Origin of the sequence: Streptomyces sp. UG1, from assembly GCF_049974585.1 — a bacterium.
In the GTDB taxonomy this organism is placed as follows: Bacteria; Actinomycetota; Actinomycetes; order Streptomycetales; family Streptomycetaceae; genus Streptomyces.
In genome coordinates this window covers 50,702-65,164 of record NZ_JBNGGG010000005.1, presented here as the reverse complement: position 1 = coordinate 65,164, position 14,463 = coordinate 50,702, and the positions used below count along the sequence as shown (strand labels likewise).

Here is a 14,463-nt window from a genome sequence, read left to right as displayed (position 1 = left end):
CTTCGATGCCACTGGTGCCGTGGTCTCACGTCCAGTGGACCCTTCTGTACTGGTCAACGCCAGGCGAGGGTCATGGGTTCCCTTGCGCGTACGGCTGCGGGAGTGGTCCGTACGGGTGAACGCGCCCGCGCGCGTGAGGGCTGGGGCGTCCCACGCGCGCGTGCGGAGTGCCCCCCAAGGCTCAGAAGGGCCTGGGTGCACTCCAGGCTCAGAAGAGCCCGGTGTTGGCGAAGCGCAGGATGAGCTGGGGGGCTCCGGACAGGGCGATGCCGACGACGCCGGTGAGGGCCATGGTGGCCGTGACCGGTGCGGGGACGAGGTGCCTGACGGGCTCGCCCTCGGGGGCGCGGAACAGCAGGGCCGTCCACTGGAGGTAGTAGAACAGCGCGATCACGACGTTGACGGCCATGACCACGGCCAGCCAGCCGAGGCCCGCGTCGACGGCGGCGGAGAACACGGTGACCTTGGCGAAGAGGCCGATGATGCCCGGCGGGAGCCCGGCGAGGCAGAGCAGGAAGAAGGCCAGGATCAGGGCGGCCAGCGGGTTGCGCGCGTACAGGCCGCGGTAATCGCTGATGCGGTTGAGCGTCGCGGTACGGCCGACCAGTGCGGCCACCGCGAAGGCGCCGAGGTTCACGGCGGCGTACATGAGGGCGTAGGCGACGGTGGATCCGATGGACCGCTCGGCGTCGTCGGAGTACGCGGCGGCGGCGATCGGCACCAGGAGGTAGCCGGCCTGCCCGATGGAGGACCAGGCGAGCAGGCGTACCGCGCTGTACGCGCGCGTGGCCTGCTGGCGCAGGGCGCCGACGTTGCCGACGGTCATGGTGAGGGCGGCCAGTGCCGCGAGGGCGGGGCCCCAGACGTCGGCGTACGACGGCAGGGCGATCACCGTGACGAGGATCAGGCCGGTGAAGCCGACGGCCTTGCCGACGACCGACAGGTAGGCGGCGACCGGCAGGGGCGCGCCCACGTAGGTGTCCGGCACCCAGAAGTGGAAGGGCACGGCTGCCGTCTTGAAGGCGAAGCCGACCAGGGTGAGGGCGACTCCGGTCTGGGCGAGGGTCTGGAGCTGTCCGTCGACGTTCTGGATGCGGTCGGCGATCTGCGTGAGGTAGAGGGTGCCTGTGGAGGCGTACACGAAGCTGATGCCCATGAGGCTGACCGCGGTCGCGGTGACCGAGGACAGGAAGAACTTCAGGGCTGCCTCGGAGGACTTGCGGTCGCCGTGGCGCAGGCCCACGAGGGCGAAGGCGGGGAGCGAGGCGACTTCCAGGGCGACGATGAGGGTCGCCAGGTCCCGGGAGGCGGGCAGCAGGGCGGCGCCGGCGGCGGAGGAGAGCAGCAGGAACCAGAACTCCCCTTCGGGGAGTTGCTTGTGGGCGTCCTTGAGGGCGGTGACGGACAGGAGGGCCGCGAGGAGGGCGCCGCCGAGGACCAGGAACTGGATGACGAGGGTGAAGCGGTCGGCCGTATAGCTGCACAGGGCGGCGTCGCCGGCCAGGCAGAACGTCGAGCGGTCGCCGTCGAGGAGCGGCAGCAGCATCAGCACGGAGGCGGCGAGGCCGGCCACCGATGTCCAGCCGAGCAGGGTCTTCTTGCTGTCCGCGACGAACAGGTCGGCGACGAGGACGGCGAGTCCGACGGCCGCCGCGATGGTGGGCGGCGCGATGGCGAGCCAGTCGACGGACTGGACGAGGTTCGCGGTCAGCGGCTGGGCCAGGGAGCTCATCGGGTGCCTCCTGCGAGGAGCTGCTGCACGGCCGGGTCGGTCAGGCCGAGGAGGGTCTTCGGCCACAGTCCGGCGACGACGGTGAGGGCGACGAGCGGGGTCCAGGCCGCGAACTCGTACGTCTGGACGTCGGCGAGCTTCGGGGCGTCCTGCGGCGCGGCGCCCATGCAGACGCGGCGGACCACGACGAGCAGGTAGGCGGCCGTGAGGAGGGTGCCGAAGGCGCCGATCGCCATGAAGGTGAGGAAGGCCGGGCGGCTGAGGCCGGCGGCGGGTTCGAACGCGCCGAACAGGGCGAGCATCTCGCCCCAGAACCCGGCGAGGCCCGGCAGCCCGAGCGAGGCGACCGCGGCGAAGGCGAGCAGGCCGCCCAGGCGCGGGGCCTTGCCGTACAGCGCGGCTCCGGTCTCCTCGGCGAGGGTGTCGAGGTCGGTGCTGCCGGTACGGTCCTTCAACGCGCCGACCAGGAAGAACAGCAGGCCGGTGATGAGGCCGTGGGCGATGTTGGCGAACAGGGCGCCGTTCACGCCGGTCGGGGTCATCGTGGCGATGCCGAGCAGTACGAAGCCCATGTGGCCGACGGAGGAGTAGGCGATGAGGCGCTTGAGGTCGCCCTTGGCGCCCTGCTTGGCGAGGGCGAGGCAGGCCAGGGAGCCGTAGATGATTCCGACGACGGCGAAGGCGGCGAGGTAGGGCGCGAAGTCGGCGAATCCGTCGGGGGTGATCGGCAGCAGGATGCGGACGAACCCGTAGGTGCCCATCTTCAGCAGGACACCGGCCAGCAGGACCGAGCCGACGGTGGGCGCGGCGGTGTGGGCGTCGGGCAGCCAACTGTGCAGCGGCCACATCGGCGTCTTGACCGCGAGCCCGATCCCGATCGCCAAAACGGCGATGACCTGCACGGACGCGGTCAGTGACCGACCGTTGTCAGTGGCGAGTGCCACCATGTCGAAAGTGCCCGCCTTGATTCCGATCAGGAGCAGGCCGAGCAGCATGACCACGGAGCCGAGCAGCGTGAAGAGGATGAACTTCCAGGCGGCCGCGGCCCGGCCCTCGCCGCCCCAGCGGGCGATGAGGAAGTACATCGGGATCAGGACCATCTCGAAAGCGAGGAAGAACAGCAGCAGGTCGAGGACGGCGAAGGTGGCGAGGGTGCCGGACTCCAGGACGAGCAGCAGTGCGACGAAGGCCTTCGGGGTCGGGCCCGAAGGCATCTTGAAGTAGGAGTAGAGCGCGCAGAGGAAGGTCAGCAGCGCGGTCAGGACCAGAAGGGGGAGGGAGATGCCGTCGATGCCGAGGTGGATGCGCACGTCGAGTGCGGGGATCCAGCTGATGTCCGTGCTGGCCTGCATCTTCGACGGCTGGCCGTGGTCGAAGCCGAGCGCGAGGACGATCGCCGCGATGAGGACCGCGCCGGTGACGGTGACGCCGTGCCGGAGCACCGCCTGCTCGGGGGACTTCCCCTTCAGTCCGGGCGGGGCGGGCAGCAGGGCGGCGGCCGCGCCGAGGAGCGGGCCGACGACGACGAACGCCAGAAGGAACTGCATCACGGACTCGTTGATATCGATCACGCCTGCTCACGCTCCCGTGGCGACGAGGACGGCGGCGACCGCGAGGACGACGGTGCCGGCGAGCAGCGCGCTCACATAGGTCTGCACATTGCCGGTCTGGGCGCGCCGTACGGCGATGCCGAGCCAGCGGGGTAGGGCGCCCGCCCCACGGACGTAGGTGTCGACGACCTCGCGGTCGAGGAACCGGACGAGACTCGCGCCGGCCTGGACCGGGCGGACGAACAACGCCCGGTACACGGCGTCGAGGTGGAAGCCGACGGCCGCGTGCCGGTGCAGCGGGCCGAGCAGCAGCCGGCCGGGGTCCGCCGGATCGGGTGCGTAGGCCACTCCCCCGTACACGGGCGCGTGACTGGCGATGGCCTCGGCCTCGACCTGGGCGGCGTCGCCCTCGGGGTGGGCCGCGACCGCACCCAGCGGGACGCGGGCCGCGATCGAGGTGGTGTGGCGCCAGGCGGCGTAGCTGACGATTCCGCCGACCAGGGCCACTCCCGTGCCGACGACGGAGGTGGTGAGGGTCGGGGTGAGGTCGTGGCCGTCGAACCAGTCGGGGAGCACGCGGTAGGCAAGGGCACCGACGGCGAGGGACGGGGCGGCGAGCACCCACAGCACCACGGTCATGGTCAGCGGCTGCCTGCCGTGGTCGGGGGCCTCGGCGCCCCAGCCGCGGAAGGCCAGCAGCCACAGGCGCATCGCGTACGCGGCGGTGAGCAGGGCCGTGAGCAGGCCGGCGACGAGGACGAGCCAGCCCGCGGCGCCGGGGGCGTGCTCGGTGCTGCCGGTGGCGACGTGCTCGGCGGCGCCGAGGACGGACTCCTTGGAGAAGAAGCCGCTGAAGGGCGGGATCGCGGCGAGCGCGAGGAGCGCCACGGTCATCGTCCAGTAGGCGTCGGGGACGCGGTCGCGCAGGTGGCTCATGCGGGACATGGCGGCCAGCGAGTTGGTGCCGGCGGCGTGGATGATCACGCCGGCCGCGAGGAACAGCAGCGCCTTGAAGGCGCCGTGCGACAGGAGGTGGAAGACGGCGGCACCGCGGTCGGCGACGGCCAGGGCACCGGTCATGTAGCCGAGCTGGCCGATCGTCGAGTAGGCGAGGACGCGCTTGATGTCGTCCTGGGCGAGCGCGGCGAGGGCCGAGCCGGCCATGGTGACGGCGGCCATCACGGCGAGGACGATCATCGCGGCCCGGGACGCCTCGAAGACCGGGAGGAGCCGGGCGACGAAGTAGACACCGGCGGCGACCATCGTCGCGGCGTGGATCAGCGCGGAGACGGGCGTCGGGCCCGCCATCGCGTCCGGGAGCCAGGTGTGCAGCGGGAACTGCGCCGACTTGCCCGCCACGCCTGCGAGGAGGAGCAGGGCGATCAGCGTCGGGTGGTCGAGTCCGCCGCTCGCGACGGTGTCGAGGACCTTCGTGATGCGGAACGACCCGGCGTCCGTGGCCAGCGCGAACAGGCCGATGAGGAAGGGGACGTCGCCGAGCTTGGTCACCAGGAAGGCCTTGATGGAGGCGGCGCGGGCCTCCGGGGTCTCCCAGTAGTGGCCGACCAGGAAGTACGAGCAGATGCCCATGATCTCCCAGCCGACCAGCAGCACCATCAGGTCGCCGGAGTAGACGACGAGCAGCATCGCGGAGGTGAACAGGGAGACGAGCGCGGCGTACGACGGGTAGCGCGGGTCCTCGCGCAGATAGCCCGTGGAGTAGATCTGCACGCAGGTGGCGACGACGCCGACGAGTACGGCGACGAGGGCGGCGAAGCCGTCGATGTACAGGGCGAGTTCGATCGGGACCGAGCCGGTGGGCGTCAGCTCGGTGCCGGCGTTGATCGCCCGGTCGCCGCCCTGGCGCACGGCGACCACCGCGGCGAGCACGAGGGAGGCGAACGTCGGAAGGACGGCGAGCGGACGGACGAAGCCGGGGGCCGTGCGGCCCAGGAGCAGGCCGGCCGCGGCGCCGAGGAACGGAAGGAGGGGGACGAGTGTGGCGAGGGTGGTCGTGGTCACGCGGTGGCCTCAGCCTTCTCGCCCTGCGCGGCCGTGAGGGCGTCGCGGTCGGAGCCGTCGGTGTCGGGGCCTTCGGCGCTGTCGCGGAGCTTGTCGATGTCCGAGGTGCCGCGGTTGCGGTGGACGGCGAGGACGATCGCCAGGCCGATGCCGATCTCGGCGGCGGCGATCGTGATGGTGAACAGGGTCAGGGCCAGGCCGGAGTGCAGGGTCTCCTCGGCCGCCTTGCTGAGCCAGACGTCGAAGGCGACCAGGTTGAGGTTGACGGCGTTGAGCATCAGCTCGACCGACATCAGGACCAGGATCGCGTTGCGGCGGGCGAGGACGCCGTACAGGCCGGTGCAGAAGAGGAGAGCGGAGAGTACGGCGGGATAGGCGAGATGCATCAGCGGGCGCCTTCCTGCTCGGCCGGACCGGTTCCCTCGACCGGCCCATTTCGCCCGATCGTGTGATTCCGGGAATCCGGGGCGGATGGGGAACTGCCGGTCCCGGCCCGGGAGTTCACAGAGGGAGAGCCCGACTCGGCCTTCGCCTTGCGGGACAGGACGATCGCGCCGACCAGGGCCGCGAGGAGGAGGACGGAGAGGGCCTCGAAGGGAAGGACCCAGTTCTGGAAGAGGCTCTCGCCGGTGGCCCTGGTGGAGCCGGCGGCGGGGCCGTCGAGGTCGATCCAGGTCGTGCGGAAGGCGTCGACGACCACCCAGACCAGCGTGGCCGCGGCGGCGACGGCCACGGTGAGGGCGACCCAGCGGTTGCCGGAGTCGGCGTCCGGGGAGCGGCCGATGGGGGCCTTGGTGAGCATCAGACCGAACAGAAGGAGGACGACGACGGAACCTACATAGATGAGGACCTGCACCCAGGCGATGAACTCGGCGGTGAGCAGGAGGTACTCCACGGCGAGGCCGCCGAGCGTGACCACCAGCCACAGGGCGGCGTGCACGAGCTGCCGGGTGGTGACGGTGACCAGGGCGGCGCCGAAGGTGACCAGGCCGACGAGGAGGAAGGCGATCTCGACACCGGTCGGGGAGAGGAAGCCGTGGGTCTCGGCGGCAAGGCTCACGACTCTCCCTCCTGCGGTTCCGCCTGCGCGGCGGCCAGCTTCTCGGCGGTCTTGCGGGCGGCGGCGATCTCCTTGGGCTCCTCCGCGCCGGGGTCCAGCGCGGGCGGGGCCGGGACGGTCCACATCCACTCGCGGAGCTTGTCGCGCTCGTGGGTGAGGTCGCGGATGTCGGTCTCGGCGTACTCGAACTCCGGGGACCAGAACAGGGCGTCGAAAGGACAGACCTCGATGCAGATACCGCAGTACATGCACAGGGCGAAGTCGATGGCGAAGCGGTCGAGAACGTTGCGGCTGCGCTCGCGGCCGCCGGGGGTCACCGCCGGGACGGTCTCCTTGTGGGAGTCGATGTAGATGCACCAGTCCGGGCACTCACGGGCGCAGAGCATGCAGACCGTGCAGTTCTCCTCGAACAGGCCGATCACGCCACGGGTGCGGGGCGGGAGGTCGGGCTGGGCGTCCGGGTACTGCGCGGTGACGGACTTCTTCGTCATCGTGCGGAGGGTGACGGCCAGGCCCTTGGCGAGGCCGGAGCCGGGGATGGGGGCCATGGTTAGTTGATCACCACCTTGACGATGCCGGTGAGGGCGATCTGGGCGAGAGAGAGGGGGACGAGGAGGGTCCAGGAGAGCTTCTGGAGCTGGTCCTCGCGCAGACGGGGATAGGTGACGCGGAGCCAGATCACGAGGAAGGCGAGGACGGCCGTCTTCAGCAGGGTCCAGACCCAGCCGAGGCCGTCGGCGCCCCAGGGGCCGTGCCAGCCGCCCAGGAAGAGAACGGTGGTCAGGCCGCACAGGATGATGATTCCGGCGTACTCGGCGAGGAGGAACAGGGCGAAGCGAAGACCGGTGTACTCGGTGTAGGCACCGAAGATGATCTCCGAGTCGGCGACGGGCATGTCGAAGGGCGGGCGCTGGAGTTCGGCCAGGCCGGCGACGAAGAAGACGATCGCGCCGACGATCTGCCAGGGCAGCCACCACCACTCGAAGGCGTCGAGGATGCCGGGGAGGGAGACGGTGCCGGCCGCCATCGCCACGGAGGCGGCGGCGAGCAGCATCGGGAGTTCGTAGGCGAGGAGCTGGGCGGCGGTGCGCAGTCCGCCGAGGAGGGAGAACTTGTTGGCGGAGGCCCAGCCGGCCATGAGCGAACCGAGGACGCCGACGCCCATCACGGCGAGGACGAAGAAGATGCCGGCGTCGATGACCGCGCCGACCGCGCCTTCGCTCGGGCCGATGGGGATGGCGAGCAGAACGAGCAGATAAGGCAGGAGGGCCACGGCCGGGGCGAGCTGGAAGATGCGGCGGTCCGCGCCTGCCGGGACGACATCCTCCTTCTGCGCGAACTTCACGCCGTCGGCGACGAGCTGGGCCCAGCCGTGGAAGCCACCGGCGTACATCGGGCCGACGCGGCCCTGCATGTGGGCCATCACCTTGTGCTCGGTCTGACCGACGATCAGGGGGAAGGTCAGGAAGACGACGAAGACGATCAGGAGTCGCAGGGTGACGTCGAGCGCGTCGTTCACTGCGGGCCTCCTGCGGGGTCGATGCGGTCGTCGGATTCCGGGGACTGGCCGGGGGTGACGGCCGGGCCGGTTTTCGGCTCGGGGTCGGTGGGGGCCGCGTCGCCGGGGTCGGGCTGGGGGGTCGCCCTGGAGGGCGGGGCGGACTGCTCGGGTGCCGACTCGGGTTGCGGGCCAGATTGCTCGGGGACCGGCTCAGATTGCGGGTCGGGCTCGGCTCGCCCCCGGGGGTCCGGCCCAGGCCCGACTCGGCGCCCGGCCTCGGGCTCAGCCTCGGCACCCGGCCCTGGCTCAGCTCGATGCTCCGGTTCCGGCTCGGCATCCGGCCGCCGCTCAGTCCGGCGATCCGATTCCGGCTCGGGTCGTGGCTTCGGTGCCGGCTCGGCATCCGGCCCCGGCTCAGCACGGCGCTCCGGTTCCGGCTCGGTTCGTGGCTTCGGTGCCGGCTCGTCGAAGGCCGGGCGGGCGTGGTGCCACGGGGCGTCCGGGCTGCGGGGGGCCGTGGAGGGCTTCGGGGTGGTCGAGGGGGCGGCAGGGGTCGGGGGCGTTGAGGCCCCGTCGCCCGCGTCAGCCGACGGGGCGTCGAGGGCTGGAGCCGTAGCCGTGTCGGACGCCTGCGTGTCGGAAGCCTCCGTGCCGGATGGGGCCGTCCCGGACGCCGCACTGCCCGGCGCCTCTGGCACCGCGGCAGCCGTATCGGCGGCGGTCTCATCGGCAGCGGCAGCGGCCCTCTGGCTCGCCGAGCCCTCCGAGGTGCTGCGCGATCGGCGGGGGCCGGTCGGGGTGGTGCCCGGTGCCGAGCGTTGCGACGCCGAGCCTTCGCCGGCGCTGCCCGCACGGCGGGTGGGCTGGGTGCCGGGCACGGATGTCTCCGGCCCCTCGCCCTTACCGCCGGTGGTCGTGTCGGCCGGGGCCCCCGCTCGCTGGCTGGCCGAGCCCTCGCCGGCGCTCCGCGCGCGGCGGGTGGGCTGGGTGCCGGGCACGGATGTCTCCGGCCCCTCGCCCTCACCGCCGGTGGTCGTGTCGGCCGGGGCCCCCGCTCGCTGGCTGGCCGAGCCCTCGCTGGCACTGCGCGCGCGGCGTGGCCCGGCAGGCCTGCCGGACGGGGCCGGCGATGTGCCGGTGTCCGCAGGAGAGGTCTCGGCGGCAGGGGTGGTCTCGCCGGCCGCTGCCGAGGCCTCCGCCCCGGAAGCCGCCCCCTGCTGACCGACCGGCCCTTCCGCCGCCGTACCGGCACGCCGTACCGCACCCGACGCAGGAGCCCCACCAGCCGAAGCCTCCGCTTGGCCGGCCGAGCCCTCGGCAGCCGTGCGCGCGCGGCGCGGGGCACCACCCGACGCAGCCCCGGTCTGGCTCGCGGAACCCTCAGCGGCCGAACGAGCACGACGCGGCGCACCACCCGCCGCCGCAGACCCACCCGCCCCAGACCCGGCCTGACTCGCCGAACCCTCCGCAGTCGAACGAGTACGCCGTGCCGGTCGTTCTCCCGCTGCCCGTGTCGGGCGCTCGCCGGCGGGGCGTGGTGTGCCTCGGGTCGGGCGGGACGGGGCCGGGGGGAGCTGGCCCTTCAGGGGGCCCCATTCGTTCGGGTCGGGTACGCCGGGTGGGAGCATCTGGCGGCGCTTGGGGCCGCCGTGTTCGGACTCGCCGGGTTCCTTGGCGCCGGGCCAGGCCTTGGCCACGCGCGCGGCGAGGACGAAGTCCTTGCGGAGGGGGTGGCCCTCGAAGCTGTCCGGGAGGAGCAGGTGGTTCAGGGCCGGGTGGTCGGCGAACAGCACGCCGAACATCTCGTGCGTCTCGCGCTCGTGCCAGGCCGCGCCCGCGTAGACGCCCACCGCCGAGGGCAGCGTCGGTGCCTCGTGCGGGACGGTCGTACGGACCAGCAGCCGCCGTACCGGTGACAGGGCGGCGACGTGGGCCGCGATGCGGAAGCCCGTGCCCGGTTCGTCGACCGCGCTCAGCCAGTCGAAGTAGGTGCAGCCCAGCTCGTCACGGGCGGCCTCCAGCGCCGCGATCCAGGATGTCGGGGGTACGTCGACCGTCAGGACGTCGTACGACTCCTCGGCCGTGGCCTCCGGGCCGAAGAGGTCCTCGACGGGGGCGGGCAGCCAGCCGATCGTCGTCATCGGTCGGCCTCCCCCGCACCAGGGTCGGTACCAGTGGCACCACCGGTACCGGCACCACCGGAATCACCGGAATCACCGGCCCGACCGCTGCCGCCGACCTCCGGCGCCCGGACCAGCCCGCTCTGCAGTGCCGCTGTGGACGGTCGTGTCGTGGTCGTTCCGTAGCGCTCGCCCAGGGACTCTCGGGCGATCTTCTCCTGGAGCTTCAGGATTCCCTGGAGCAGGGCCTCGGGGCGTGGTGGGCAGCCGGGGACGTAGACGTCGACCGGGATGATCTGGTCGACGCCCTTGGTGACGGAGTAGGAGTCCCAGTAGGGGCCGCCACAGTTGGAGCAGGCGCCGAAGGAGATGACGTACTTCGGCTCGGGCATCTGTTCGTACAGGCGCTTCACGGCGGGGGCCATCTTGTCCGTCACCGTGCCCGAGACCACCATCAGGTCGGCCTGGCGGGGGCCCGGCGCGAAGGGGATCACGCCGAGGCGGATGAAGTCGTGGCGGGCCATCGACGCGGCGATGAACTCGATCGCGCAGCAGGCGAGGCCGAAGTTGAAGACCCAGAGGGAGTAGCGGCGGCCCCAGTTGAGGATCACCTTCATCGGCTCGGGCGCGAGGCGGGCCAGCGCGCCCAGCCGCTTCGGCTCCGGCAGCAGAACCGGCTGCTGTCCCTCGGTGTCTGGCGTCACGTCCATGCCAGAACGCCCTTCTTGTATGCGTAGAGCAGGCCGACGGCCAGGAAGCCGAGGAAGACGAACATCTCGACGAGCGTGGTCGCGCCGTAGCCGGGGGCGGCGAAGATCGTCGCCCAGGGGAACAGGAAGATCGAGTCGATGGCGAAGATCACGTACAGGAAGGCGTAGACGTAGTAGCGGACCTGGGTGTGGGCCCAGCCCTCACCGACGGGGTCGACGCCGCACTCGTACGTCATGAGCTTCTCGGGCGTGGGGACCACGGGGCGCAGCAGGCGGCCCGCCCCGAAGGCGACGGCGACGAACAGCATGCCGATGACGGCGAGCAGTCCGACGACCGAGTAGGACTGGAAGTAGTCCGCCGAGACGACGACGTTGTGCACATCCGCCGTGACGACGACGGTCTGTTCCGACACGTCCGCCCCTCGCTCCCTGACCTCGTGACCGATGCCCCAGGAACAGTCCCTGGGCCCTGGGACCAGTGTCCTGCGATGCGTGACCTCGTGAACACCGTTGTTCTCGATGAACCCGCTGTTCTCGACGAACACCGCTGTCCACGACGAACACCGCTGTTCGACGATCTGTACGCACGGGAGTCTAGGCCCTGCTAAAGACACCGTAAGCAGCCCGTCACGCGTTGAGATCTCGTCGAGATGCTTGTAGGGACACGCCGACGCCGGCCGGCCGCGGTCACCCGGTCGGGCGCGGGGGTGGGGTTTTCCCCCGCAGGCCGCGGCGGCCCGCTCCATGGCGCGGCGGCGCACCGCGCGGCACGCTAGCCCATATGACCGAAAGCCCCAGCCCTTCGCGGGACGCCTCCCGGCGGTCCTACGGCGAGAAAGCGCTGCTCGACGGCCGGCAAGCGCCGCTGCCGCCCGCCCGATTCGCCTTCGACCGGCACACCTGGAAGGAGATCGCGCACCTCCTGGCGAACCTTCCGCTGTGTCTGCTCGGCTTCACCTACGTCACGGTCGTGCTGTTCACCGGTGCGATGCTGACGCTGACGGTGATCGGCCTCCCGCTGCTCGCGGCCGGCCTGGTGGGCGCGCGGCAGTTGGGCAAGCTGGAGCGGGCACGCGCGCGTGCGTTGCTGGACGTGGAGGTGGCCGAGCCGAGTCCGCTGCCGTTGCGCGGCGGCCGGGACGGCTTCTTCCCGCAGCTCTGGCAGGCGCTGAAGGATCCGGTCGGCTGGCGCACGATCCTGTACGACTTCATCCGGCTGCCTTGGGGCATCCTCACCTTCGTCATCACGCTGACCTCGTTGTTCGTACTGTGGCCGGTGCTGCCGTTCATCGCGCGGGGGCTGGCGAACGCGGACCGGGCGATGGTGCGCGGCCTGCTGTCGCCCTCCGACGAGCTGGAGCGCCGGATCGCCGAGCTGGAGTCGGACCGGGGGGTCGTCGTGGATACGGCGGCCGCCGATCTGCGGCGCATCGAGCGCGACCTGCACGACGGCGCCCAGGCCCGGCTGGTCAACCTCGCCATGGGGCTGGGCCTGGCCAAGGAGAAGCTCCTGGAGGACCCCGACTCGGCCGCCTCGATGGTCGAGGAGGCGCACGGCGAGGTGAAGCTCGCCCTTCAGGAGCTGCGCGATCTGGCGCGCGGCATCCATCCGGCCGTACTGACGGACCGGGGCCTGGACGCCGCCCTGTCGGCGGTGGCCTCGCGCTGCACGGTGCCGGTGAAGGTGACGGTCGACCTGGTGTCCAGGCCGGTCCAGGCCATCGAGGGCATCGCCTACTTCACCGTCTCCGAGCTGCTGCAGAACGTGAGCAAGCACAGTGGGGCGAGGTCGGCGTCGGTGGACGTGTGGCGGGCGGACGACCGGCTGCTCATCCAGGTGTGGGACGACGGCCGCGGAGGCGCGCGCCTGGACGGCGGTACGGGCATGCGCGGGCTCGCCGACCGGCTGGACGCCGTGGACGGGCTGTTCGTCATCGAGTCACCGCATGGCGGCCCCACGACCGTGACGGCCGAGCTGCCCTGGCGGGATCGCACGCCCGGGCGGGAGTAGGGCACCGAGCGGGAGTAGAGCCCGGGCAGGGGTGGGGAAAACCCCCCGTTCAAGACGCCGACGGCCTCCATGTTCCCCGGACCTGCGCTGCAGCAGGGTGGAGATACGACGGCACAGCCCCCGGCGGGGCTGATGGGACGAGGAGAACGGACGACGCCGATGGCCACGGATTACGGACAGGGCTACGGGCAGGGGCTCGACTTCCCCGAGCGCGGCCTTCCCGAGCAGCGCGGCACGCGACGACACCGGCTGCCGGCCGGGCTGCGGGCGCCGTTCGAGGCACGTAGCTGGCGCGAGTTCGTATATGTGCTGCTGAGCTTCCCGATCAGCCTCATGCTGTTCGTGTACGCCATCACGATGGTGGCGCTGGGCGCCGGCCTGCTGGTGACGTTCCTCGGCATCCCGGTGCTGGCGGCCGCCCTGGCCGGCTGCCGGGGCTTCGGGGTGCTGGAGCGGGCACGCGCGCGTGCGCTGCTGAAGCTGGACGTGGCCGAGCCGGAGCCGCTGCGGATACGGCGGGGCGGCTTCATGGGGTGGATGGGCGCCGTGCTGAAGAGCGGCACCTCGTGGCGGGCCCTGCTGTACGCGGTGCTGCACTTCCCGTGGGCGGTGTTCTCCTTCGTCGTCGCCCTGAACGTGTGGGCGTACGGCTGGGCGCTGCTGACGTATCCGCTGTGGTTCTGGGTCTTCCCGCTGTGGGCCGGTCAGGACGGCCTTCAGGTCTTCGGCGACGAGACCCACAGCATCTACCTCGACAACCCCTTCGAGATCACGGTGACCGCGCTGGTGGGCCTGCTGTTCACGCTGGCCACGCCGTGGATCGTACGGGCGCTGACCACGGTGGACCGGCTGCTGGTGCACGGCCTGCTCGGGCCGACGCGGCTGGCCACGCGCGTGGTGGAGCTGGAGTCCGACCGCGGTGTCGTGGTCGATACGGCCGCCGCCGACCTGCGGCGCATCGAGCGCGACCTGCACGACGGCGCCCAGGCCCGGCTGGTGGCCCTGGCCATGGATCTGGGCCTGGCGAAGGAGAAGCTGGCGGAGGACCCGCAGGCCGCCGCGCGGATGGTGGACGAGGCGCACGGCGAGGTGAAGACCGCGCTTCAGGAGCTGCGCGATCTGGCGCGCGGGATCCATCCGGCGGTCCTGACCGACCGCGGTCTGGACGCGGCGCTGTCTGCGGTGGCCTCGCGGTGCACGGTGCCGGTGGAGGTCCAGGTCGACCTGGAGGAGCGGCCGGTGCCGGCGATCGAGGGGATCGCGTACTTCACGGTGTCGGAGCTGCTGCAGAACATCAGCAAGCACTCGCGGGCCACGTGGGCGGCCGTGGATGTGTGGCGGGTGGAGAACCGGCTGATGCTGCAGGTCGTGGACAACGGGATCGGCGGCGCGGACACCTCCGCCGGCTCGGGACTCGCGGGGCTGGCCGGGCGGCTGGACGCGGTGGACGGGATTCTGGTGGTGGACTCGCCGGTCGGAGGGCCGACCCGGGTGACGGCGGAGCTGCCCTGGCGGGCCGTGTAGGCGGTGTAGTCCGGGCGGGCCGTTCGGCCCTCCGTGGGTGGCATCCGGCTCCGGACGGTTCGGAGCCGGATTTCCGTCTGCCGAATTGCTGAATTGCCGAATTGTCGAATTGAAGTCACCCCTTCGTCCCCACACGATCCGAACCGGGTCCGGCAGGTTATCCACAGGCCCGGTGCGGAAGAGCCGATCGCGAGATACTGAGGTCGCGAGGGACGACAGGGCCGGGGGACGCT

The 14,463-nt window shown here is 71.6% G+C and carries 11 protein-coding genes and 1 pseudogene; 2 read left to right on the top strand and 10 right to left on the bottom strand.

The features are described from left to right. Positions 1–208: 208 nt before the first annotated feature. The 10 genes and pseudogenes from ACP4J3_RS07200 to ACP4J3_RS07155 all read right to left on the bottom strand — a co-directional run bounded on the left by ACP4J3_RS07200 (position 209) and on the right by ACP4J3_RS07155 (position 11,108). A complete protein-coding gene (locus ACP4J3_RS07200; protein WP_426531606.1) occupies positions 209–1,732 on the bottom strand; it encodes an NADH-quinone oxidoreductase subunit N in 1,524 nt (507 codons plus the stop codon). Beyond that, on the bottom strand, positions 1,729–3,303 hold the full coding sequence (locus tag ACP4J3_RS07195) for a complex I subunit 4 family protein (RefSeq protein WP_426531604.1): 1,575 nt from the start codon (positions 3,301–3,303) through the stop codon (positions 1,729–1,731). The genes ACP4J3_RS07200 and ACP4J3_RS07195 overlap by 4 nt, the downstream gene beginning before the upstream one ends. A gap of 6 nt (positions 3,304–3,309) precedes the next feature. Then, positions 3,310–5,304 carry an NADH-quinone oxidoreductase subunit L gene (locus ACP4J3_RS07190; protein WP_426531602.1) on the bottom strand — a complete coding sequence of 665 codons (1,995 nt, stop codon included), beginning with the start codon at positions 5,302–5,304 and terminating at the stop codon, positions 3,310–3,312. After that, on the bottom strand, positions 5,301–5,690 hold the full coding sequence (gene nuoK, locus ACP4J3_RS07185; RefSeq protein ID WP_426531600.1) for an NADH-quinone oxidoreductase subunit NuoK: 390 nt from the start codon (positions 5,688–5,690) through the stop codon (positions 5,301–5,303). Before nuoK ends, ACP4J3_RS07190 begins: the two co-directional genes overlap by 4 nt. Continuing rightward, positions 5,690–6,364 (bottom strand): NADH-quinone oxidoreductase subunit J family protein, encoded by a 675-nt coding sequence (locus ACP4J3_RS07180; RefSeq protein ID WP_426531598.1) that lies wholly within the window; start codon positions 6,362–6,364, stop codon positions 5,690–5,692. Before ACP4J3_RS07180 ends, nuoK begins: the two co-directional genes overlap by 1 nt. Further along, positions 6,361–6,912, bottom strand: a complete 552-nt coding sequence (locus tag ACP4J3_RS07175) for a NuoI/complex I 23 kDa subunit family protein (protein WP_426531596.1) — start codon at positions 6,910–6,912, stop codon at positions 6,361–6,363. Before ACP4J3_RS07175 ends, ACP4J3_RS07180 begins: the two co-directional genes overlap by 4 nt. A gap of 2 nt (positions 6,913–6,914) precedes the next feature. Further along, the gene (locus ACP4J3_RS07170; RefSeq protein ID WP_426531594.1) at positions 6,915–7,883 is read right to left on the bottom strand and encodes a complex I subunit 1/NuoH family protein; all 969 of its coding nucleotides are present in this window, start codon (positions 7,881–7,883) and stop codon (positions 6,915–6,917) included. Positions 7,884–8,845: 962 nt separating this feature from the next. Further along, a pseudogene (locus ACP4J3_RS07165) lies at positions 8,846–10,006 on the bottom strand (NADH-quinone oxidoreductase subunit C); the annotation flags it as partial. Beyond that, positions 10,003–10,695 carry an NADH-quinone oxidoreductase subunit B gene (locus ACP4J3_RS07160; RefSeq protein WP_426531592.1) on the bottom strand — a complete coding sequence of 231 codons (693 nt, stop codon included), beginning with the start codon at positions 10,693–10,695 and terminating at the stop codon, positions 10,003–10,005. The gene ACP4J3_RS07160 and the pseudogene ACP4J3_RS07165, both read right to left, overlap by 4 nt. Beyond that, positions 10,686–11,108, bottom strand: coding sequence for an NADH-quinone oxidoreductase subunit A (locus tag ACP4J3_RS07155; RefSeq protein WP_426531590.1), 423 nt, complete (start codon positions 11,106–11,108; stop codon positions 10,686–10,688). Before ACP4J3_RS07155 ends, ACP4J3_RS07160 begins: the two co-directional genes overlap by 10 nt. Before the next feature lie 368 nt (positions 11,109–11,476). Here ACP4J3_RS07155 and ACP4J3_RS07150 point away from each other — a divergent pair, with 368 nt between their 5' ends. Then, positions 11,477–12,706: a sensor histidine kinase gene (locus ACP4J3_RS07150; RefSeq protein WP_426531588.1), complete on the top strand. Its 1,230-nt coding sequence runs from the start codon at positions 11,477–11,479 to the stop codon at positions 12,704–12,706. 159 nt (positions 12,707–12,865) lie between these two features. Then, positions 12,866–14,230: a sensor histidine kinase gene (locus ACP4J3_RS07145; RefSeq protein ID WP_426531586.1), complete on the top strand. Its 1,365-nt coding sequence runs from the start codon at positions 12,866–12,868 to the stop codon at positions 14,228–14,230. Positions 14,231–14,463 lie beyond the last annotated feature (233 nt).